This window comes from Streptomyces sp. NPDC088354, from assembly GCF_044753585.1.
In the GTDB taxonomy this organism is placed as follows: domain Bacteria; phylum Actinomycetota; class Actinomycetes; order Streptomycetales; family Streptomycetaceae; genus Actinacidiphila.
In genome coordinates this window covers 112962-132973 of record NZ_JBIVNJ010000010.1, presented here as the reverse complement: position 1 = coordinate 132973, position 20012 = coordinate 112962, and the positions used below count along the sequence as shown (strand labels likewise).

20 protein-coding genes and 1 tRNA gene are annotated in these 20012 nt (G+C 73.2%); 6 read left to right on the top strand and 15 right to left on the bottom strand.

Annotation, left to right across the window (positions count from 1 at the left end; genetic code table 11):
* The gene (locus tag ACIP98_RS17680; protein WP_319661960.1) at window positions 1–1053 is read left to right on the top strand and encodes an LLM class F420-dependent oxidoreductase; all 1053 of its coding nucleotides are present in this window, start codon (window positions 1–3) and stop codon (window positions 1051–1053) included.
* Window positions 1054–1089: 36 nt separating this feature from the next.
* Here the strand turns inward: ACIP98_RS17680 and ACIP98_RS17675 are convergent, their stop codons facing one another.
* Complete coding sequence (locus ACIP98_RS17675) at window positions 1090–1695, bottom strand: hypothetical protein (protein ID WP_319661962.1); 606 nt, start codon at window positions 1693–1695, stop codon at window positions 1090–1092.
* Window positions 1696–1999: 304 nt separating this feature from the next.
* Between ACIP98_RS17675 and ACIP98_RS17670 the strand changes: the two genes are divergently transcribed.
* Window positions 2000–2788 (top strand): ferritin-like domain-containing protein, encoded by a 789-nt coding sequence (locus ACIP98_RS17670; RefSeq protein WP_401976723.1) that lies wholly within the window; start codon window positions 2000–2002, stop codon window positions 2786–2788.
* A gap of 58 nt (window positions 2789–2846) precedes the next feature.
* Here the strand turns inward: ACIP98_RS17670 and ACIP98_RS17665 are convergent, their stop codons facing one another.
* On the bottom strand, window positions 2847–3848 hold the full coding sequence (locus ACIP98_RS17665) for a magnesium and cobalt transport protein CorA (RefSeq protein ID WP_401976720.1): 1002 nt from the start codon (window positions 3846–3848) through the stop codon (window positions 2847–2849).
* Window positions 3849–3912: 64 nt separating this feature from the next.
* Here ACIP98_RS17665 and ACIP98_RS17660 point away from each other — a divergent pair, with 64 nt between their 5' ends.
* The 4 genes from ACIP98_RS17660 to mshC all read left to right on the top strand — a co-directional run bounded on the left by ACIP98_RS17660 (window position 3913) and on the right by mshC (window position 7447).
* A complete protein-coding gene (locus ACIP98_RS17660; RefSeq protein ID WP_319661965.1) occupies window positions 3913–4611 on the top strand; it encodes a histidine phosphatase family protein in 699 nt (232 codons plus the stop codon).
* A 58-nt stretch (window positions 4612–4669) separates the two neighbouring features.
* Window positions 4670–5266, top strand: coding sequence for a DUF3090 domain-containing protein (locus tag ACIP98_RS17655; protein WP_319661966.1), 597 nt, complete (start codon window positions 4670–4672; stop codon window positions 5264–5266).
* Window positions 5224–6117, top strand: coding sequence for an SCO1664 family protein (locus ACIP98_RS17650; RefSeq protein ID WP_319661967.1), 894 nt, complete (start codon window positions 5224–5226; stop codon window positions 6115–6117). Before ACIP98_RS17655 ends, ACIP98_RS17650 begins: the two co-directional genes overlap by 43 nt.
* Window positions 6118–6217: 100 nt before the next feature.
* A complete protein-coding gene (mshC, locus tag ACIP98_RS17645; RefSeq protein ID WP_319661968.1) occupies window positions 6218–7447 on the top strand; it encodes a cysteine--1-D-myo-inosityl 2-amino-2-deoxy-alpha-D-glucopyranoside ligase in 1230 nt (409 codons plus the stop codon).
* 96 nt (window positions 7448–7543) lie between these two features.
* Here mshC and ACIP98_RS17640 read toward each other — a convergent pair whose 3' ends face one another.
* The 13 genes from ACIP98_RS17640 to glpK all read right to left on the bottom strand — a co-directional run bounded on the left by ACIP98_RS17640 (window position 7544) and on the right by glpK (window position 19989).
* Window positions 7544–8599 carry a PAC2 family protein gene (locus tag ACIP98_RS17640; RefSeq protein WP_401976715.1) on the bottom strand — a complete coding sequence of 352 codons (1056 nt, stop codon included), beginning with the start codon at window positions 8597–8599 and terminating at the stop codon, window positions 7544–7546.
* Window positions 8600–8682: 83 nt separating this feature from the next.
* A complete protein-coding gene (locus ACIP98_RS17635; RefSeq protein ID WP_401976712.1) occupies window positions 8683–9825 on the bottom strand; it encodes a hypothetical protein in 1143 nt (380 codons plus the stop codon).
* A 79-nt stretch (window positions 9826–9904) separates the two neighbouring features.
* Window positions 9905–10576, bottom strand: coding sequence for a FadR/GntR family transcriptional regulator (locus tag ACIP98_RS17630; RefSeq protein WP_319661971.1), 672 nt, complete (start codon window positions 10574–10576; stop codon window positions 9905–9907).
* A gap of 215 nt (window positions 10577–10791) precedes the next feature.
* Window positions 10792–10865 (bottom strand) — tRNA-Pro (locus tag ACIP98_RS17625).
* A gap of 66 nt (window positions 10866–10931) precedes the next feature.
* Window positions 10932–11681: a ferredoxin reductase gene (locus tag ACIP98_RS17620; protein WP_401976710.1), complete on the bottom strand. Its 750-nt coding sequence runs from the start codon at window positions 11679–11681 to the stop codon at window positions 10932–10934.
* Window positions 11674–12297, bottom strand: coding sequence for a sulfite oxidase-like oxidoreductase (locus tag ACIP98_RS17615; RefSeq protein WP_319661973.1), 624 nt, complete (start codon window positions 12295–12297; stop codon window positions 11674–11676). The genes ACIP98_RS17620 and ACIP98_RS17615 overlap by 8 nt, the downstream gene beginning before the upstream one ends.
* Entirely contained in the window at window positions 12294–13613 is a 1320-nt protein-coding gene (locus tag ACIP98_RS17610) for an amidohydrolase (RefSeq protein ID WP_319661974.1), read from the bottom strand. The genes ACIP98_RS17615 and ACIP98_RS17610 overlap by 4 nt, the downstream gene beginning before the upstream one ends.
* A complete protein-coding gene (locus ACIP98_RS17605; protein WP_401976707.1) occupies window positions 13610–14377 on the bottom strand; it encodes a nucleoside phosphorylase in 768 nt (255 codons plus the stop codon). The genes ACIP98_RS17610 and ACIP98_RS17605 overlap by 4 nt, the downstream gene beginning before the upstream one ends.
* A gap of 60 nt (window positions 14378–14437) precedes the next feature.
* The gene (locus ACIP98_RS17600; RefSeq protein WP_319661976.1) at window positions 14438–15361 is read right to left on the bottom strand and encodes an ABC transporter permease; all 924 of its coding nucleotides are present in this window, start codon (window positions 15359–15361) and stop codon (window positions 14438–14440) included.
* On the bottom strand, window positions 15358–16266 hold the full coding sequence (locus ACIP98_RS17595; RefSeq protein WP_401976704.1) for an ABC transporter ATP-binding protein: 909 nt from the start codon (window positions 16264–16266) through the stop codon (window positions 15358–15360). The genes ACIP98_RS17600 and ACIP98_RS17595 overlap by 4 nt, the downstream gene beginning before the upstream one ends.
* Window positions 16263–16649: a GntR family transcriptional regulator gene (locus ACIP98_RS17590; protein WP_319661978.1), complete on the bottom strand. Its 387-nt coding sequence runs from the start codon at window positions 16647–16649 to the stop codon at window positions 16263–16265. Before ACIP98_RS17590 ends, ACIP98_RS17595 begins: the two co-directional genes overlap by 4 nt.
* 195 nt (window positions 16650–16844) lie before the next feature.
* Entirely contained in the window at window positions 16845–18455 is a 1611-nt protein-coding gene (locus ACIP98_RS17585; RefSeq protein ID WP_319661979.1) for a glycerol-3-phosphate dehydrogenase/oxidase, read from the bottom strand.
* Window positions 18456–18462: 7 nt separating this feature from the next.
* Window positions 18463–19989 (bottom strand): glycerol kinase GlpK, encoded by a 1527-nt coding sequence (glpK, locus tag ACIP98_RS17580; protein WP_319661980.1) that lies wholly within the window; start codon window positions 19987–19989, stop codon window positions 18463–18465.
* Between the last annotated feature and the right edge of the window lie 23 nt (window positions 19990–20012).

Sequence of the window (20012 nt, the reverse complement as noted above, 5' to 3'; positions counted from 1 at the left end):
ATGCGGCTCGGGATCAACCTCGGCTACTGGGGCGCCGGAATGGACGCGGACAACCTCGCCGTCGCGCAGGAGGCGGACCGCCTGGGCTACTCGGTGTGCTGGGCGGCCGAGGCCTACGGCTCGGACGCGCCCACCGTCCTGTCCTGGGTCGCCGCGCAGACCGAGCGCATCGACGTCGGCTCCGCCATCTTCCAGATCCCGGCCCGCACGCCGGCGATGACCGCGATGACCGCGGCCACCCTCGACTCGCTGTCGGGCGGCCGCTTCCGCCTCGGCCTCGGCGTCTCCGGCCCCCAGGTCTCCGAGGGCTGGTACGGCGTCAGGTTCGACAAGCCGCTGGCCCGCACCCGGGAGTACGTGGAGATCATCCGCAAGGCGATGTCCCGCGAGCGGCTGACCCACGAGGGCGAGCACTGGACGCTGCCGCTGCCGGACGGCCCGGGCAAGGCGCTCAAGCTGACCGTGCACCCGGTGCGCGAGCACATCCCGCTGTACATCGCCGCCATCGGCCCGAAGAACCTGGAGCAGACCGGCGAACTGGCCGACGGCGCGCTGCTGATCTTCCCCTCCGCCGAGCACCTGGAGGACACCGCCCTGCGCCACATCCGGGCGGGCCGCGAGAAGGCCGGGAAGACGATGGAGGGGTTCGACGTCTGCCCGACCGTCCCGCTCGCGGTCGGCGGGGACGTCGACGCGCTGGCCGACCTCTTCCGCCCCTACACCGCCCTGTACGTCGGCGGCATGGGCAGTCGCAAGCAGAACTTCTACAACAAGCTCGCGCAGCGCATGGGGTACGAGAAGGAGGCCGCCGAGATCCAGGACAAGTACCTGTCCGGCGACAAGGACGGCGCCGCGGCCGCGATCCCGCGCGAGCTGATCGACTCCACCACCTTGCTCGGTACGGTGGAGCGCATCGCCGACCGCATGCAGGCGTACGCCGCGGCCGGCGTGACCACCCTGACCCTCTCCCCGGCGGGCTTCACCCTGGACGAGCGGATCACGGCCCTGCGCACCGGTGTCGAGGCCCTGGAGCGGGCCGGGCTTGCCGAGTAGGCCCATCCGCGGCGCGCGGCGGCGGCCGGTCCCGGCTCAGCCCGGGACCAGCCGCCCCAGCAGCCGCCCGAAGGCGATCAGCCGCGCTATCTGCCCCGGGCCGCCGTCCTCCAGGGACTTGCTGAACCGGAAGGCCTCCGGCCGGAACCGGGCCGAGGCGATCGCCCCGTCCGCGTCCCCGCGCACCGCGCTCAGCTCGTGCGGCATGGCGGTCGCCAGCACGACGTAGACCCCGCGGTCGACCCGCCGGCCCTGCTCGTCCTGGCCCACCAGGACGCGCATCCCGACGTGGCCGATGGTCTCCAGGGGAAGCACCTGCACGGAGGAGTCCAGGACCCGGCCGCCGGGGGCGTCCTCGTCGGCGACCTCCTCGCTGTGCCAGAGGATCAGCCGCCGCCCGTCGCAGACCGCGGCCTCCTGCCACACCGACGTCCCGGCCTCCGTGAGGTCCACCACGCGTTCGAGGGTGAAGCCGCGCACCCGGCGCCGGCCCATGACCCCGCCGATCGCCTCCAGGGCCACCTCGGCGTGCAGGAAGTAGGCGTGCGCCGCGTCGTCCAGGCGCGCGTAAGGCGCCCAGTCGGAACCCGCGGGGCCCGCTGGACGCACCGTCGAGCGGCTCCGCGTCGCCTTGCTGAACATGTCTAGGTAGTGACCCCTCCGAGGGGCTATGAAATCACGAGCGCCCGGGCCGGCCGCAGGACCCCTCGGTTTCCGCGGCCGTGGTGGGGGCTCGGGGGTCTTCCCCGCCACGGCCGTCACCAAACTCAACGCCGGGAAGCGCCAAGGGTTACGCAGCCCTCACCCGATCGTCCTCATCCGTTCGGCCGAGTTGACGTGCGGGCCTGTTGCCAGGCGCTTTCCGGGGCATTTGACTCTTCATTTACGCACGGCCGATTTATTGAGTTATCCGGTGGTCCATCCGGTTCGCGCAGGAGGTTCCGACATGCTCTCCGCCCGGAGTCTGTTCCAGGAGATCCTCGACCACGACGACTCCTTCCGGCTCTTCTGCTCGATCGCCGCCAGCGGGGAGGCGCAGGGAGGCTGGGAGAACGGCCGCATCGCCGCCCTGGTCCCCGAGCAGGAGCGCGGCCTCGCGCCCAAGATCGCCCGGCACGGCGCCGACGAGGACAAGCACGGGCGGATCTTCGACGCCCTGCTGCGCAAGCGCGGCCTGGAGCCCGTCCCCGTACCCGCGGACACCGACTACACGATGCTGCTGGAACGCGGCGGCATCGGCCTGGCCCACGACAAGCTCCGCCGAGACGAGCCGCTGACCGTCCGGGACGTGGTCACCTACCTCGCCCACAGCCGTGTCACCGAGCAGCGCGCCTCCGAGCAGATGGCCCTGCTCGTCCGGTACTTCGCGGACCATCCCGACGTCGGCCGCGCCGTCCGCATGATCTCCCAGGACGAGGACAACCACCTCGCCTACTGCCACGAGGAGCTGCTGCGCTTCGCCTCCGCCGGGCACGGCCGCGCCATCCGGCACACCCTGCGCACCTGCGCGCTGGCCGAGGTACGCGTCTACCGGGACGTCAGCCTGGCCGTCATGACCCACATGGGACGTGTCCTCGGCTGGTCGCGGGGACGGTCCGCGCTGCTGCGCGCGGGCATCCACGCGGTGTACGTCTACGAGCGCCTGGGCGGCTGGCGGCGCATGGTCCGCCTGTCCATGCCGCAGCGCCGCAACGCCCTCGGCGGGCCGGCCACCGCGGCCGAGGCGGCGGTGTAGCGGCGGGTGGGCGCGGGCACCGGCACCGGCACCGGCACCGGCAGGGCGGCAGGGCCGGCTACAGCCAGTCGTGCCGCTTGAAGGTCCGGTACAGCAGGATCTCGGCCACCACGATGACCGCCAGGACCGCGGGATAGCCCCACACCTGGCGCAGTTCCGGCATGTGCTCGAAGTTCATCCCGTACACGCCGGTGATCATCGTCGGCACGGCGGCCATGGCGGCCCAGGCGGAGATCTTGCGCATGTCGTCGTTCTGCCGCACGCCGACCTGGGTCAGATGGGCGCCCAGGATGTCGCTGAGCAGCCGGTCGAGGCCGTCCACCAGCTCGTTGGCCCGGGTGAGGTGGTCGGCGACGTCCCGGAAGAAGGGCTGGGTGCTGGACGCCACGTGCGGCACCGTCCCCGCGGACAGCCGGATCATCGGCTGCATCAGGGGCGAGGCCGCCCGGCGGAACTCAAGCAACTGGCGCTTGAACGCGTAGATCCGGCTGGCCGTGCTCTCCGCGCCGCGCCGGGCGGCCGCACGTCGCGGCTCGGGGGCGAACACCTCCGCCTCCAGTTCCTCCAGATCGGCCTGGAGATCGGCCGCCACCACGATGTAGTCGTCCACCACGGTGTCGCTGATGGCGTACATCACGGCGCCCGGGCCGTGCTTGAGCACCTCGTGCTCGGCCTCCAGCCGTTGCCGGATCTCACCGGGGGCGATGGCCTCGCCATGGCGCACGGTGACGACGAAGTCGTTCCCGACGAAGACCATCAGCTCGCTCGCGGAGACCGTGTCCCGCGCGTCGTCGTAGGCCACCGGCTTGAGCACGAGGAAGAGCGAGCCCTCGTAGACCTCCAGCTTGGGGCGCTGATGGGCGCTGAGGGCGTCCTCCACCGCCAGCGGGTGCAGCGTGAACTCCCGGCTGACGAGGTCGAACTCCTTCTCCGTGGGCTCGTACAGCCCGATCCACACGAAGGCGCCGTCCACCGCCCGGGCGGCCTCCAGCGCCTCGGCCACGTCGGCGGGGGTCGCCGTCCGCTCGCCGTCGCGGTACACGGCACAGTCCACGATCACGTAAGTCTCTTTCCGCGTATCGCCGCCGACACACCGGTCCCGGGCGCGCCGTATGGTGGCGGTCATGTCCACCGTGATCCTGGTCCGGCACGGCCGGTCCACCGCCAATACCGAGAACGTGCTCGCCGGACGGCTCCCCGGCGTCGCCCTCGACGAGACCGGCCGCGACCAGGCCGCGGACCTCGCCGCGCGGCTCGCCGTCCTGCCGCCCGCCGCTGTGGTCACCAGCCCGCTGCAGCGCTGCCGCGAGACGGTCCAGCCGCTGCTGGACGTGCTGCCCGACGTGCCCCTGCACGTCGAGGAACGGATCACGGAGTGCGCCTACGGCGACTGGAGCGGACGCAAGCTCGCCGAACTCGCCGACGAGCCGCTGTGGGGAGTCGTGCAGCGCTACCCGTCGGGTGCCGTCTTCCCCGGCGAGGGCGGCGAGTCGGTGCGCGCCATGCAGAACCGCGCGGTCGACGCCGTGCGCGAGTGGAACGCCCGCATGGAGGAGGCCCACGGCCCCGACGCGCTGTGGGTCCTGTGCTCGCACGGCGACGTCATCAAGTCGGTCGTGGCGGACGCGCTCGGCATGCACCTCGACCTCTTCCAGCGCATCGCCGTCGACCCCTGCTCGGTGACGGCCATCCGCTACACCTCGGAACGGCCCTTCCTGCTCCGACTCGGCGACACCGGCAGCCTCGACGGGCTCCGGCCGCGCGAGCAGCCCCCGGCCGCGGCGGGGGACGCGGAGGTCGGTGGTGGTGCGGGCGCACCGTGATCAGCTTCCGCAGTAGGGTGGACCGGACCTCGAAGACACCGAGCAAACGGAGCAGGACGTGCCTCGTCAGGTGTTCCTCTACGACAAGCCCGATCGCTTTGTCGCAGGCACCGTTGGCCAGCCAGGACAACGCACCTTCTTCCTGCAGGCCAGCGCGGCCGGCCGGACCACCAGTGTCGCCCTGGAGAAGACCCAGGTGGAGGCGCTGGCCGAACGCATCGACGAACTCCTGGACGAGGTCGTGCGGCGCACCGGCGGCGCCGCGCCCGTCCCCGCCGTGGCCCCCAGCGAACTGGCGGACAACGCTCCCCTGCAGGCCCCGGTCGAGGAGGAGTTCCGGGTGGGCACCATGGCCCTCGCCTGGGACGGCGCCGAGGAGCGCATGATCCTGGAGGCGCAGGCCCTCGTCGAGATCGAGGCGGACGACGACGAGGACCTGGAGGCCGCGGAGGAGATGCTCCTCCAGGACGACGAGAACGGCCCGCCGTTGCTGCGGGTGCGCCTGACCGGCGCCCAGGCCCGCACCTTCGCCAAGCGCGCCCTGGACGTCGTGGCCGCCGGCCGGCCCCCGTGCCCGCTGTGCAGCCTGCCCCTGGACCCGGAAGGACACGTATGCCCGCGTCAGAACGGGTACCGGCGATCGGCGACGGCCTGAGCGGCGACGTGCCGGGCCGCGACGGCGTCGACGGCATCGACGGCGGCATAGCCGGGGCCGGGGCCGAACTGCTCGCGCACGGCGAACTGACGGTGCTCGGACGGCTGCGCGACGCCTCGAACGCCGTGCTCTACTGCGAGATCGCCCACGAGGGCGTCACCGCCCACTGCGTCTACAAGCCGGTCGCCGGGGAGCGGCCGCTGTGGGACTTCCCCGACGGCACGCTCGCCCAGCGCGAGGTCGCCGCGTACCTGGTGTCCGAGTCGACGGGGTGGGGCCTCGTGCCGCCCACGGTGCTGCGGGACGGACCGTACGGCGAGGGCATGTGCCAGCTGTGGATCGACACCCCCGAGGAGGGGGAGGGCGGCGGCGACGGCCTGCTCGCCCTCGTCGACGCCGAGGAGCCGGGGCCCGGCTGGAAGGCGGTCGGGTTCGCGGAGGTCGGCGAGGGCCGCACCGCGCTGCTGGTGCACGCGGACGACGAGCGGCTGCGGCGGCTCGCGGTGCTCGACGCCGTGATCAACAACGCGGACCGCAAGGGCGGCCACCTGCTGCCGACGGCGCGGGGCGGGCTCTACGCCATCGACCACGGTGTGACGTTCAACGCGGAGAACAAGCTGCGGACGCTGCTGTGGGGGTGGGCGGGGGAGCCGCTGACCGAGGAGGCCGTGGAGGTGCTCGGCAAGCTGGGGACGGAGCTCGGCGACGGCGGCCTCGGGGCGCGGCTGGCCGAGCTCATCACCGCCGCGGAACTCGCCGCACTGCGCGAGCGCGTGGCGGACCTGCTGCGCACGGGGCGGCACCCGGAGCCGTCCGGGGAGTGGCCGGCCATCCCCTGGCCCCCGATCTGAGCGTTCCGGACGCCCCCGGCGGCGCCGCAGTGGGCGACGGCACAGTCCCGGGGGCGCCCAGCGGTCGTTTGCCGATCACGCGGGCGGTTAATCTCATGACATGCATGCCTGGCCCGCTTCCGACGTCCCCGCCCTCCCGGGCAAGGGACGCGACCTCCGTCTCCACGACACCGCGACCGGCGGACCCGTAACCCTGGACCCCGGTCCGGTCGCCCGCATCTACGTCTGCGGGATCACCCCGTACGACGCCACCCACATGGGGCACGCGGCCACCTACAACGCGTTCGACCTCGTGCAGCGCGTGTGGCTCGACACGAAGCGCCAGGTCCACTACGTCCAGAACGTCACCGACGTCGACGACCCGCTGCTGGAGCGGGCCGCGGCCACCGGCCAGGACTGGACGGCCCTCGCCGAGCGCGAGACCACGCTGTTCCGTGAGGACATGACTGCCCTGCGGATGCTGCCGCCCGCGCACTACATCGGCGCGGTCGAGGCCATCCCCGGGATCGTCCCGCTGGTCGAGCGGCTGCGTGAGGCGGGTGCCGCCTACGAGCTCGACGGCGACATCTACTTCCACGTCGACGCCGACCCGCACTTCGGCAGCGTCTCGCACCTCGACGCGGCGGCCATGCGCGCGCTGTCCGCGGAGCGCGGCGGCGACCCGGAGCGCCCCGGCAAGAAGAACCCCCTCGACCCGATCCTGTGGCTCTCGGCCCGCGAGGGGGAGCCCAGCTGGGACGGCGGCGGCCTCGGCCCGGGACGGCCCGGGTGGCACATCGAGTGCGTCGCGATCGCCCTGGACCACCTCGGCATGGGCTTCGACGTCCAGGGCGGCGGCTCCGACCTCGCCTTCCCGCACCACGAGATGGGCGCCTCGCACGCCCAGGTGCTCACCGGCGAGTTCCCGATGGCCAAGGCCTACGTGCACGCCGGGATGGTGGCGCTGCACGGCGAGAAGATGTCCAAGTCGAAGGGCAACCTGGTCTTCGTCTCGCAGCTGCGCCGGGACGGGGTCGACCCGGCCGCCATACGCCTCAGCCTGCTGGCCCACCACTACCGCTCCGACTGGGAGTGGACGGACGCCGTGCTGGAGCGGGCCGTGGAGAGGCTCGGCAGCTGGCGCGCGGCTGTGTCGCGGCCGGACGGACCGCCTGCCGACGCCCTGGTCGAGGAGATCCGCGAGGCGCTCGCCGACGACCTCGACGCGCCCGCCGCGCTCGCCGCGGTGGACCGCTGGGCGGCCCTCCAGGCCGCCGAGGGCGGCACCGACACCGGGGCTCCCGGGCTGGTGTCGCGCGCGGTGAACGCGCTGCTCGGCGTGGCGCTCTGAACCGGCCCGACCTGAGCTGACCAACGGCGAGGGCCGTTGTCCCCGCGGGGACAACGGCCCTCGCCGTTCGCCGTGGCGGCCGGCGGCCGCCCCGGGTTACTCGTCCTTGTCGGTGTTCTCGGTGTTCTCGGTGTTCTCGGTGCTCGCCGTGCCCTCGCCGTCGGCGTCGGCAGGCGTGTCGGCGTCGGCGGAGCCTTCCTTCCCCGGCGCGTCCCGGTCGGGCCTGGCCACGTTGCCCTGCCCCGCGGTGCCGGTGTCCGGCTTCGGAGAGGTGTCCCGCAGGTAGGGGCTCGCGTCCTGGTCGCCCGCCTGCGGGTCGCGGCGCCGCAGATAGCGTTCGAACTCGCGGGCGATGGCCTCGCCCGAGGCCTCCGGCAGCTCGGCCGTGTCGCGGGCCTCCTCCAGGGTCTGCACGTACTCGGACACCTCGCTGTCCTCGGCCGCGAGCTCGTCCACCCCGACCTGCCACGCGCGGGCGTCCTCGGGGAGCTCGCCGAGCGGGATGCGCAGGTCCAGCAGGTCCTCCAGCCGGTTGAGCAGAGCCAGGGTGGCCTTCGGATTGGGCGGCTGCGACACGTAGTGGGGCACGGCGGCCCACAGGCTCACCGCCGGGATCCCCGCGTGCGTGCAGGCCTCCTGCAGGATGCCCACGATGCCGGTGGGGCCCTCGTAGCGGGACTCCTCCAGGCTGAGCGCCGTCGCCAGGTCCGGGTCCGAGGTCACCGCGGTGACCGGGACGGGACGGGTGTGCGGCGTGTCGCCGAGCAGCGCGCCCATCACCACGACCATCTCGACGCCGAGCTCGTGGGCGAAGCCCAGGATCTCGTTGCAGAACGAGCGCCAGCGCATGCTGGGTTCGATGCCCCGGATCAGGACCAGGTCGCGCGGCTTGGGGGTCTCGATGCGGACGACGGACAGCCGGGTCGTGGGCCAGGTGATCTGGCGAACGCCGCCGTCCATCCACACCGTGGGACGGTTGACCTGGAAGTCGTAGTAGTCCTCGGCGTCGAGCGCCGCGAACACCTCGCCCTTGAACTCCCGGTCCAGATGCCCGACCGCGGCGGAGGCGGCGTCCCCGGCGTCGTTCCAGCCCTCGAACGCGGCCACCATGACCGGGTCGATCAGCTCGGGAACTCCCTCGAGCTCGATCACCCAGCGCCTCCTTCCGGCCGGAAGGGGGATGGTGTCACCCCCGCCGGCTGCCGTTCCTTCGCGTGCGGCACCAGCCTACGGCTTCACGGGGCGGGTGCCGCCGCCTTCGTAGGGGGATGATCCCCAGCGTCACCGGACGTACGCGTCCTGTCGTCCACCGGCCCCCACGCGGAGCGGTACGCGGCCCAGTCCTCCGCGGTCGCGTGGAAGTCGACGTAGAGGGCGAGCCCGAAGCGCTCGCGGCCGGGATCCTGCCGGGCGAGCCCCAGCCGGGCCCCGCGGGCGGCGGCGGCGACGGTCTCCGCCCACGCGTGGTGGCCCAGGTTGTTCGTGTGGTAGCCGGGCAGCCCCATCAGCAGGTCCGTACCCGGCGGGGTCACCTCCAGGGCCAGCGCGGTCTGCTGGGCGACGTAGCCGCCGAAGAGGCTCTCCAGCGGCATCGCGGTGTCGTAGGCCATCACCGCGACCTGGTCGACGCGCCGGGCGACGTCCCCGAAGTAGGCCTGCGACCACCACTTGGGATGGTGGAACAGCGCGCCCGCCGGTACGTGCAGCGAGGGCAGCGGATCGATCTGGTGTGTCGCCACGGAGAGGACCGCGCCGTGCCGGGCCGTCAGCGCGTGGACGGAGTCCAGGACGTCGAGGAAGCCGCGGTCGCCCGAGTACATCGGCTCCAGGTCCAGGTGCACCCCGTCGAAACCCACCGCCAGCGCCTGCCCTGCGCTCGCCGCGATCCGGGACCGCGTCGCCGGGTCGTCCAGGTGCAGGCCCTTGTCGCCGTGGTGCGAGACCACCTGTCCCAGCCACGCCTGCACACGGACCCCGGGCAGCGCGCGGTGCGCCTCACGCACCAGCGACGCGGCCTCGGGGTACAGCGCCGGATCGAGACTGCCGTCGAACTCCATCGGGCCCGTGTGCACGTACAGGTCCCGGGTGCCGCTGCCGCGCAGCTCCCGGCCGAGCGCGGCCAGGTCGGCCGCGTCCCGGCGGCCGTCGACCCAGGCGTGGCCGAGCCAGACCGCGTTGCGGCCGCGGTCGGCGCCCGCTCCTGAGGGGTCGCCCACGTACTCCAGGCGCAGGCCGACGCCGGCCGCCAGCACCGGCAGCAGTACGACGAGGGCGACCGCGAGGGCGCCGCGCCGCACCGCGCGGGCGGAGGGGCGGCGCAGGCGGAGCGGGCGGCGGGGCGCCGGGCGGGGGAGGTCCGGTTGCACGCGTGAATTCATCCGATCCCTTTTCTCGATCACTTCTTCGAGGGATCGGACGCACGGGGCGCCGTGCCCGGTTCGCCCGCGGGCCGGCGGCTCAGAGGGTCGAACGCAGCCACTGCTCCACGCTGGCGACATGGACCGTCGCCCACGACCGCGCCGCCTCCGCGTCGCGGTCGCGCAGCGCGCCGAGGATCGCCCGGTGCTCGTGCAGGGTGCGGCTGACCGCGTCCTCCTGGGTGAGCCCGCGCCAGATCCGCGCCCGCGTGGTGGGCCCGGACAGCCCGTCGAGCAGCGAGCACAGCACCGAGTTGCCGGCCGCCTGCACGATGCCGCGGTGGAACTCCAGGTCGCACGCGACCAGTTCCTCGACCGACGGCTCCGTCCCCAGCGCCGCCAACTGGGCCTCCAGGGCGTCGAGCTGGGCCTCCGGGATGATCGCGGCGGCCATGGCGGTCGCCGCGGGCTCCAGTATCCGCCGCACGGCCAGGAACTCCAGCACGGTGTCGTCGCGGTGGAAGTCCACCACGAAGCTCATGGCCTCCAGCAGGAGTTGGGGGTCGAGGCTGGTGACGTACGTGCCGTCGCCCTGCCGCACGTCCAGGATGCGGATCAGCGAGAGGGCGCGCACCGCCTCGCGCAGCGAGTTGCGCGACAGGCCGAGGTCGGCCGCCAGTTCGCTCTCCTTGGGGAGCCGGTCGCCCGGTCGCAGCGCACCGGAGACGATCATCCCCTTGATCTTCTCGATCGCCTCGTCGGTGACCGCCATGACCGCCCTCGCCTCCAGGACATCCGATGTATCGGGCCATTATGCCGTGCATCCGCGGATCGGGAGCCCTGCCGGTCGACCGCGATGTCCACGGTGCGCTCCGAAGATCCGGCGACGGCGTTCCGGGCGCCGCGGGGAGAGGGCCCGGACACGCCAAAGGCCGTTTCCCGGCTTCGGGAAACGGCCCTCGAACTGCGACGACGTTTGTCACACCGTCGGGACGACAGGATTTGAACCTGCGACCCCTTGACCCCCAGTCAAGTGCGCTACCAAGCTGCGCCACGTCCCGGTGCGGACCGGCCGGGGCGGTGCCCCGGAAGATCACGTAAAGAGGAGAATACCCGAAGGTCGCTGATCAGCCGAATCGCTCGATGCGGATCCGCCCCGCCGGCTGCCCGCCGTCCACCAGGAGGCGGGAGGCGTGCTCCGCGAAGCCGTTGCCGCCGCACACGTACGCCTCCCAGCCGCCCAGCGGCGGATCGGCCAGGTAGGGGGCCAGATGCGCGGCGCCGAGCCGGCCCTGGGCGCGGGTGAGGACGACGGTGGTCTCCGCGCCGTACTCGCGGGCGTAGATCAGGTCCTCGGGCGTTCGGGCGGAGACGATCAGCCGCAACGGCACGTCCAGCCCGCGCAGCCGGCGGTGGCGGATCATCGACATCAGCGGTACGACCCCGGAACCGGCGCCGAGCAGCAGCGCGGGCCGGTCGCCGGACCAGGCGAAGAAGCCGCTGTGCGGGCCGCGCACCTCGAAGGCGTCGCCGGGCCGGGCGACGGTGTGCAGATGGCCGGAGACCTCGCCGTCGGCGACGTGGTCGAGGGTGAGCTCGATGTGGTCTGAGCCGTCCGGCGCGGAGGCGAGCGAGTAGTTGCGCTGTGCCGTGTAGCCGTCGCCCGCCGTCAGCCGCAGCGTGAGGTACTGGCCCGGCAGGTGCCCGGCCCAGCCGGGCACCGCGAACCGGAAGGTGGCGGCGCGGGGGGTCTCCCGGCGGACCTCGGTGAGCGTGGCGCGCCGCCACACCGCGGCGGCGGCGCCGCTCACCGCGACGCGGCCGGGCACGGCGAAGCGGGTCGGCGGGACGAAGGCGGGGGCGGAGAGGTCAGTCATGGGCGTAGCGCTGCTCCTGCCACGGGTTACCCCGAGGGTGGTAGCCGTTCTGCTCCCAGAAGCCGGCCTCGTCGTGGTCGAGCAGCCGGATGCCCGCGATCCACTTGGCGCTCTTCCAGAAGTACAGGTGCGGCACGACCAGCCGGGCCGGGCCGCCGTGCTCGGGGGCGAGCGGCGCACCGTCGTACTCGAAGGCGATCCAGGCCCGGCCGCCGGTGACGTCGGCGAGCGGCAGGTCGGCGGCGTAGCCGGTGTGCGCGTACGCCACGACGTGCGTCGCGGCGGGGGAGGGGCGTACCTCTTCGAGGAAGGCGTCCAGCGACACCCCGCCGAAGTGCACGCCGAACTTGGACCACCCGGTCACGCAGTGGATGTCACCGCGGTAGGAGGACCGGGGCAGGGCCCGCGCCTCGTCCCAGGTCCAGGTGCGCGGCGCCGCCACCAGGCCGTCGACGCGGAACGTCCACTGCTCCGCGGTGAGCCGCGGGGTGACCTCGGCGGACAGCACCGGCCACTCGTCGCGCGCGTCGTACTGGCCGGGTGGCAGCCGCGGGTCGCGGTCGGCGGCCCGGGCACGGCCGGTGAAGCCGCGGGTGGGTTCCCGCGCGGAGGTCATGCCGGGTGCTCCTGCTCCAGCGCCTCCAGCGCGCGCAGCGCGGCCGGTTCGTCCAGGGTGAGCAGGGCGCGGTCGCGCATCAGGACGCGGCCGTCCACGACGGTGTCGCGCACATCGGCGGCCGCGGCGGCGTACGCGAGCATCGACCACGGGTCGTGGCGCGGGGCCAGGTGCGGCCCGCCCAGGTCGAGGACGACGAGGTCGGCGCGCTTGCCGGGCTCCAGCGAGCCGAGGTGGGCGTCCAGGCCCAGCGCGCGGGCGGCCTCGATCGTCGCCATCCGCACCGCCTGCTCGGCGCCCACGGCGGTGGGGTCGCCGGACGCCTTGTGGACCAGGGCGGCGGCGCGCACCGCGCCGAGCACGTCGAGGGTGTTGGAGCTGACCACGCCGTCGGTGCCGAGGCCGACCGTCACACCGGCGGCCAGCAGGTCGGGGACGCGGGCGATGCCGCAGCCCAGCTTCAGGTTGGACACCGGGCAGTGCGCGACGGCCGTGCCGGTCCTGGCCAGCGCGGCGATCTCGCCGTCGGAGAGGTCCACGGCGTGCGCGAGGAGCACGTCGGGGCCGAGGACGCCGAGCGAGTCCAGCAGTTCCACCGGGCGCTTGCCGTGGCGTTCGACGACCATGGCGACCTCGGCGGCGTTCTCCGCCGCGTGGACGTGCAGCAGCGCGCCGTGCTCGCGGGCGAGCCCGCTGATCGCCACCAGCTGGTCGGGGTCCAGGGTGTAGGCGCTGTGCGCGAAGAGCACGGGGCGGGTGCCCGGCGCACCGGACGCGCGTGCCGCCAGGTCGGCGGCGGCCCAGGGCATGCGCTCCGCGTAGGCGCGGCCGTCCGGCGGGCCGGGGACGTCCATGAACGTCGGGCCGGCCAGCAGCCGCCAGCCCGCCTCCCGGGCGGCCTCCTCGGCGGCCTCGTGGAACCAGTACATGTCCAGGCCGGTGGTGACGCCCGCGCGCACGCTCTCCGCCACCGCGACCCGCACCCCGGCCGCCACCGCGGGCGGCGAGAGCAGCTCGGCCTCGCGGGGGATCACCCGGGCCAGGAACTCCTGCAGGTCCACGTCGTCGGCGCAGCCCCGCAGCAGGGTCATCGCCAGGTGCGTGTGGGTGTTGATCAGGCCGGGCAGCACCAGGCGGCCCGTCGCGTCGATCTCCTCGGCGGCCCGGTACGCGGCGCGGACCTCCGCCGCCGGGCCGACGGCCACGATCGCGCCGCCGCGCACCGCGACCGCGCCGTCCGGCACGACGGTGCCCGCCGCGTCGACGGTCAGCACAGTGCCGCCGTGCACCAGCAGATCGGCGTCCTGAACGCTCACTTCACGTCGCTTCCGTACTCGGTGGCCAGCAGATGCAAGGCGTCCAACGTTACCCGGCTGCCGCGGGCAACCCCCTCGGCGACCACCGCCCGGTACGGGTCGTAGCCGCCGGTCGCCTCGACGTCGACCAGGTCGTCCGCGTTCGCCCCGTCCACGACGAGCGCGCCGCCCGCGACCAGGCCCCGGGTGGAGGCGAGCACCAGCAGCGCCGACAGCTCCATCTCGATGGCCGCGATCCCGGCGGCCGTGTACGCCTCGCCCGGCAGCGGCAGGAAGCCCGGCTGGAAGGCGGCCCGCGTCCAGACCACCCCGCGGTGGTGCGGCGCGTCCAGCGCCCGGGCCGCGCGCTGCAGGGCCAGGACCGCCTCAGGCGCCGCGAACGCCGGGTACTCCGGCGGCAGGAGCTGCTGCGTGACCCCGTCGTCGCGTACGGCCGCCTCGGCGATCACCAGGTCGCCGTCGCCGATCCCGGCCGCGATCGCCCCGGCGGTGCCCAGTCGCAGGATCGTACGGACCCCGGCGTCGGCCAGCTCCTGGAACAGCAGCATCGCCCCCGGGGCGCCCACGCCGTGCGAGGCGACCACCACGTCCGTGCCCTTCCACGTGCCCGTGAAGGTGCGGTACTCGCGGTGGTACGCCACCTCCCTCGCCTGCGCCAGCATCCCGGCGACCTCCGCCGCCCGCGCCGGGTCGCCCACGACGACCGCGTGGGCGGGCAGCCCCGTGCGGGGAATGCGGGTGATGGGCTGCGGATCGGCGGTCATCGGTCCTCCAGGCGCGGTCGGCGGTGCTCCCGGACGCTACACGGATCGCGCCGGACCGCTTCAGGCCGCCCGGCGGCGCAGCAGCCCGAAGGCCGCGACGCAGGCGAGGGCGGCCACGGCCAGGACGATCCCCGACTCGACGAACTGGAGCGGCCAGTAGTGCGAGGCGGGGTGGACCACGGCGTAGGCGTCCGCGGCGCCCATGTCCCGCAGGCACTGCTCGAACTCCCTCGGCACGTCCATATTGCACTGGGTCCCGGAGAGGGGTTTCCCGGCGGCCGTGACGAGGCCGACCTCGATCCGGTCGGCACTGGCGGGCAGCCGGGCCGCCTCGAAGCCGGTCCACCGGGTCGTCGGCCACAGACGGGACCGGAACGTGACGAGGGTGAAGTGGACGAGGACGGTCGCGAAGAAGGCGAAGCCGAGACCGCTGAGCGTCCGCCGCATCAGCAGGCCGCTCAGCGCGCCCAGTGCCAGCCCGAGCAGGACGTACGCGAGCCCGACCGGGCCGCCGGCGAAGAAGACGTCCTTCTCGTACCAACCGGGTGCCGCGTCGCTCGTACCGGACGTCCAGACCCAGCGGAAGAGCAGCGTCAGGACGGTCATGCCCGCCGTGAGCGCCAGGGCGGGCACGGCGAGTTTGGCGGCGAGCCAGCGGGCCGGGCTGACCGACTGGGTCCAGGCGAGTGCGGCGGTGCCGTTCTCGAGCTCACGGCCGATCAGCGCGCCGCCCGCGAAGGCGGCGACGACCGGCGGCAGGAGGAGGATCGCGCTGCCGGCCAGGCGGAGGCCGGCGAAGTCGTCGAGGGGGAGGCCGTCCCCGGCGTTCCCCGTGGCCTGCCGGTACGACCACAGGAGTCCGCCGACCCCGGCGGCCACGACGGCGGCCCAGACCCACAGGGCCGTACGGTGCACCCGCAGCACCGACCAGGTCAGGCCGTGCCGGTCGCGCAGGCGGCGCGGGGGGAGCGTCAGGGCGGTCATGCGGTGGCCTCCTGCCGGGACGTGGGAACGCTGCTGCCGATGACGAGGGCGGGTGCCCCGGGATTGCGCAGGTGGGCGAGGACCAGCTCGTCCAGACCGGGGTTCTCCACCAGCCAGCGGTCGCCGTCGATGGCCCCGCCGGGCCGGACCAGCGCCGTGCGTCCCCGGCCCGAGGCGCGCTCCTCGACGACGGTGTGGGTTCCGTGGTCCTCGCCGACACCGGTGAGCAGGCGGTGGGCCGCCAGCAGTTCCTCGATCCCGCCCGCCAGCCGGACCTGGCCGCCGCCGAGCAGCAGCAGGTGGTCGCAGGAGTCCTCCAGTTCCGAGACGATGTGGGAGCTCATCACGACGGTCGTGCCGTGCTCCACCGCCTCGGCCAGGAGCGCGCCGGTCAGTTCGTGCCGGGCCTGCGGGTCGAGTCCGGACATCGGCTCGTCGAGCAGGAGCAGGTCGGGCCGTTTGCCGAGCGCCAGGGCGAGGGCGACGCGGGTGCGCTGGCCGCCGGACAGCGAGCGGATCCGCGCCTTCGGGGACAGGCCGCCGGCCTCCACGATGCGCGTCGCCGCCTCGTGGTGCCAGCGGTCCGGGTTCAGTTCGGCGCCGAGGCGCAGCGTCGCGGCGACGGTGAGGTGCGGGTACAGGGGTTTGTCCTGCGCGACGTACGCGACGCGGGCGCGTGCGGCGGCCGGCGCCTTACCGAACACCCGTATCTCCCCTTCCGCGAGCCGGAGCAACCCCGCGGCCACCGCGAGGAGCGTCGACTTGCCCGCGCCGTTGGGCCCGACGAGTGCGCAGATCCGCCCCGCGGGCAGCCGGAAGGCGCAGTCCCGCAGCACGGGCTCGCGGCGCCACGGATATCCCACGGTGAGCCCGGACGCCTCGACGGCGGCCGTTTCCTCGTTCATTTCTCCCCCTCGGAGAACTCCTGGTCCAGCACGGAGGTGAACAGCGCGGAGGCGTCCTCACGGTCGAGTCCGCCCTCGCGTGCCCGGCGCATCCACGCGGCCAGTTCCGCGGCGAGCGGAGAGTCCGCGGGCGCGGCGCCGAGCGACTTCTGCACGAAGGTGCCGAGGCCGCGGCGGGCCACCACCAGCCCCTCCCGCTCGAGTTCGCGGTAGGCCTTCAGCACGGTGTTCGGATTGACGACGGCCGTCTCGACCACTTGGCGGGCGGTGGGCAACTGGTCGCCGGGCCGGAGCAGCCCGAGCCGCAGGGCCTGCTTGGTCTGATGGACGATCTGCAGGTAGGTGGCGACCCCACTGCGCCGGTCGATGCGGAACTCGACCATGCGACAACCCCCCTTTAACTAATCAAGTAGTTAAAGAGTGTTTCAGGGAGGCGCCGATGTCAACCCGGCGCCAACCCGTCCTGTCGCGGGGCGGGTTGGCGGACCGTGGCGCGGGAACGCGAAAGGCCCGGGTGGGCTGTGCGGACCAGCCGTTCGGCTCGGTCGCACAGCCCACCCGGGCCCGTGGCGAGAGGGTCAGTCGCGCCGGCCGGCCAGCACGGCCTCCACGCGCGTACGGACGTCCGCGGTGTCCAGCCCCCGTACCGTCAAGGTGGTGCGGCGGCGCAGTACGTCGTCCGCGGTCCGCGCCCACTCGTGGTCGCGGGCGTAGACGACCTGGGCCCATATCTCCGGGCCGTCGGGGTGGATGCGCTCGCCGAGCGCGGGGTCCTCGTTCACCATGCGGGCGATGTCGAAGGACAGCGCCCCGTAGTGGGTGGCCAGGTGGCGGGCCGTCAGCGGGTCGATGCGGTGGCCCGGGTCGCGGTCCACGAGCAGCCGGTGGGCGACCGCGTTCGGGTTGGCGACCCCCGGCAGCGGTACCCGGCGCGGCAGCTGGTCCAGCGGCTGCATGTCCTCGTTGAGCGGGCCGCCGGGCAGCTTGGCGAGCTTGGCCATCACGGTGCGCCCGATGTGCCGGTACGTGGTCCACTTGCCGCCCGCGACCGACAGCATGCCGCCGCTGCCCTCGGACACCACCGTCTCGCGCTTGGCCTTCTCCACGCCGCCGGGGCCGCCCGGCAGTACCCGCAGGCCCGCGAAGGCGTAGGTGATCAGGTCGGGGGACAGGTGCTCGTCCCGCACGGAGTGGGCGGCCTCGTCCAGGATCTGCCGGATGTCGGCGTCGGTCGCCCGTACGTCGGCCGGGTCTCCCGTGTACTCCTCGTCCGTGGTGCCCAGCAGCAACTGGTCCTCCCACGGCAGCGCGAAGGTGATGCGGTACTTGTCGATCGGCGTCGCCATGGCCGCCCGCCACGGCGCCTTGCGCTTCAGGACGATGTGGGCGCCCTTGGACAGCCGGATGCTGGGCGCGGCGCCCTTGTCCTCCATCTGCCGCAGGTGGTCGACCCACGGGCCGGTGGCGTTGAGCACCAGCCGGGCGTCGACACCGAACTCGGTGCCGTCCAGCCGGTCCTTGAGGTCGGCGCCGCTGACCCGGCCGTGGGTGAAGCGCAGCCCGGTGACCTCCGCGTGGTTGAGGACGACCGCGCCCGCCTCGACGGCCGCGCGCACCGTCATGACCGCCATCCGCGAGTCGTTCATCTGGTGGTCGTAGTAGACGGCGACGGCCTTCAGGTCGTCCGTGCGCAGCGCGGGGTTGGCGGCGGCCGCCCGGGACGGGGAGATGATCCTGCCCACCCCGTCACCGAAGGCGGACAGCGCCGAGTAGGCGAAGACACCCGCACCGAGCTTGGCGGCGCCGACCGGGCCGCCCTTGTAGACCGGCAGGTAGAAGGTGAGCGGGTTCACCAGGTGCGGGGCCACGTCCTTGGCCAGCACCCGGCGTTCCATGTGGTTCTCCGCCACCAGTTTGACCGCGCCGGTCTGCAGGTAGCGCAGACCGCCGTGGACGAGCTTGGAGGAGGCGGAACTGGTGGCGCCGGCGAAGTCGCCGGCGTCCACCATCGCCACCCGCAGCCCCGACTGCGCGGCGTGCCAGGCCACGGAGGTGCCCAGGATGCCGCCGCCGATGACCAGCAGGTCGTAGCCCGCGCGGCTCAGCAGTTCCCGGGTCTCGGCGCGGCCCGGGTTCCGGCCGGCGATCGGATGCGTCCCGAGGCCCGGGACGTGCTGCAGGGTTGTCATGATCGATTCACTTCTCCTCGTCGATCCAGCCCATGGTCCGCTCGACGGCCTTGAGCCAGCTCTTGTACTCGCGGTCGCGGACGTCGGCGTCCATCCGCGGGGTCCATTCGGCGGCCCGACGCCAGTTGGCGCGCAGCTCGTCGGTGTCCGACCAGAAGCCCACCGCCAGACCGGCGGCGTAGGCCGCGCCCAGGCAGGTGGTCTCGGCGACCAGCGGGCGCACGACAGGCGCGTCCAGGAAGTCGGCGAGGGTCTGCATGAGCAGGTTGTTGGCGGTCATGCCGCCGTCGACCTTGAGCGCGGTGAGCTCCACGCCCGAGTCCTTGGTCATCGCGTCGACGATCTCGCGGGTCTGCCAGGCGGTCGCCTCCAGCACCGCGCGGGCGATGTGCGCCTTGGTCACGTACCGGGTGAGGCCCGCGATCACCCCCCGGGCGTCGGAGCGCCAGTACGGGGCGAACAGACCGGAGAAGGCCGGCACGAAGTAGGCGCCGCCGTTGTCCTCGACCGACATGGCCAGCGTCTCGATCTCGGCCGCCGTCTTGATCAGGCCCATCTGGTCGCGCATCCACTGCACCAGCGAACCGGTGACGGCGATCGAGCCCTCCAGGGCGTACACCGGCTTCTGGTCGCCGATGCGGTAGCCGACGGTGGTGATCAGGCCGTTGTAGCTGTTGATCGGCTTGTCGCCGGTGTTCATCAGCAGGAAGGTGCCCGTGCCGTAGGTGGACTTGGCCTCGCCCTCGGAGTAGCACGTCTGGCCGAACAGCGCGGCCTGCTGGTCGCCGAGCGCGGAGGCGACCGGCACACCGGCCAGGGCGCCCGAGGCCGCCTCGCCGTACACCTCGGCGGAGGAGCGGATCTCCGGGAGGACCGCGGCCGGGATGCCGAGGGACGAGACGATCTTGTCGTCCCAGTCCAGGGTGTGCAGGTTCATCAGCAGCGTGCGGGAGGCGTTGGTGACGTCGGTGACGTGCCGTCCGCCGTTGACACCGCCGGTGAGGTTCCAGATCACCCAGCTGTCCATGGTGCCGAAGAGGATCTCGCCGGCCTCGGCGCGCTCGCGCAGCCCCTCGACGTTGTCCAGCAGCCAGCGGATCTTCGGACCGGAGAAGTAGGAGGCCAGCGGCAGGCCGGTCTCCCGGCGGAAGCGGTCCTGGCCGACGTTGCGGCCGAGCTCCTTGCACAGGGCGTCGGTGCGGGTGTCCTGCCAGACGAGCGCGTTGTGCACCGGCTCGCCGGTCGCCTTGTCCCACAGCAGCGTGGTCTCGCGCTGGTTGGTGATGCCGATGGCCTTGACGTCGGCGGCGGTGATGCCCGCCTTGGAGACGGCCTCGGCGACGACCTCCTGGACGTTGGTCCAGATCTCCGCGGCGTTGTGCTCGACCCATCCCGGCTTCGGGAAGATCTGCTCGTGCTCCTTCTGTCCGACCGAGACGATGCGGCCGTCCTTGTCGAAGATGATGCAGCGCGACGACGTGGTGCCCTGGTCGATCGCCGCGATGAAGGGGCCTTCGGTGTGGGCGTTGGTCACGGTGTGCTCCTCAAGTCCAAAGT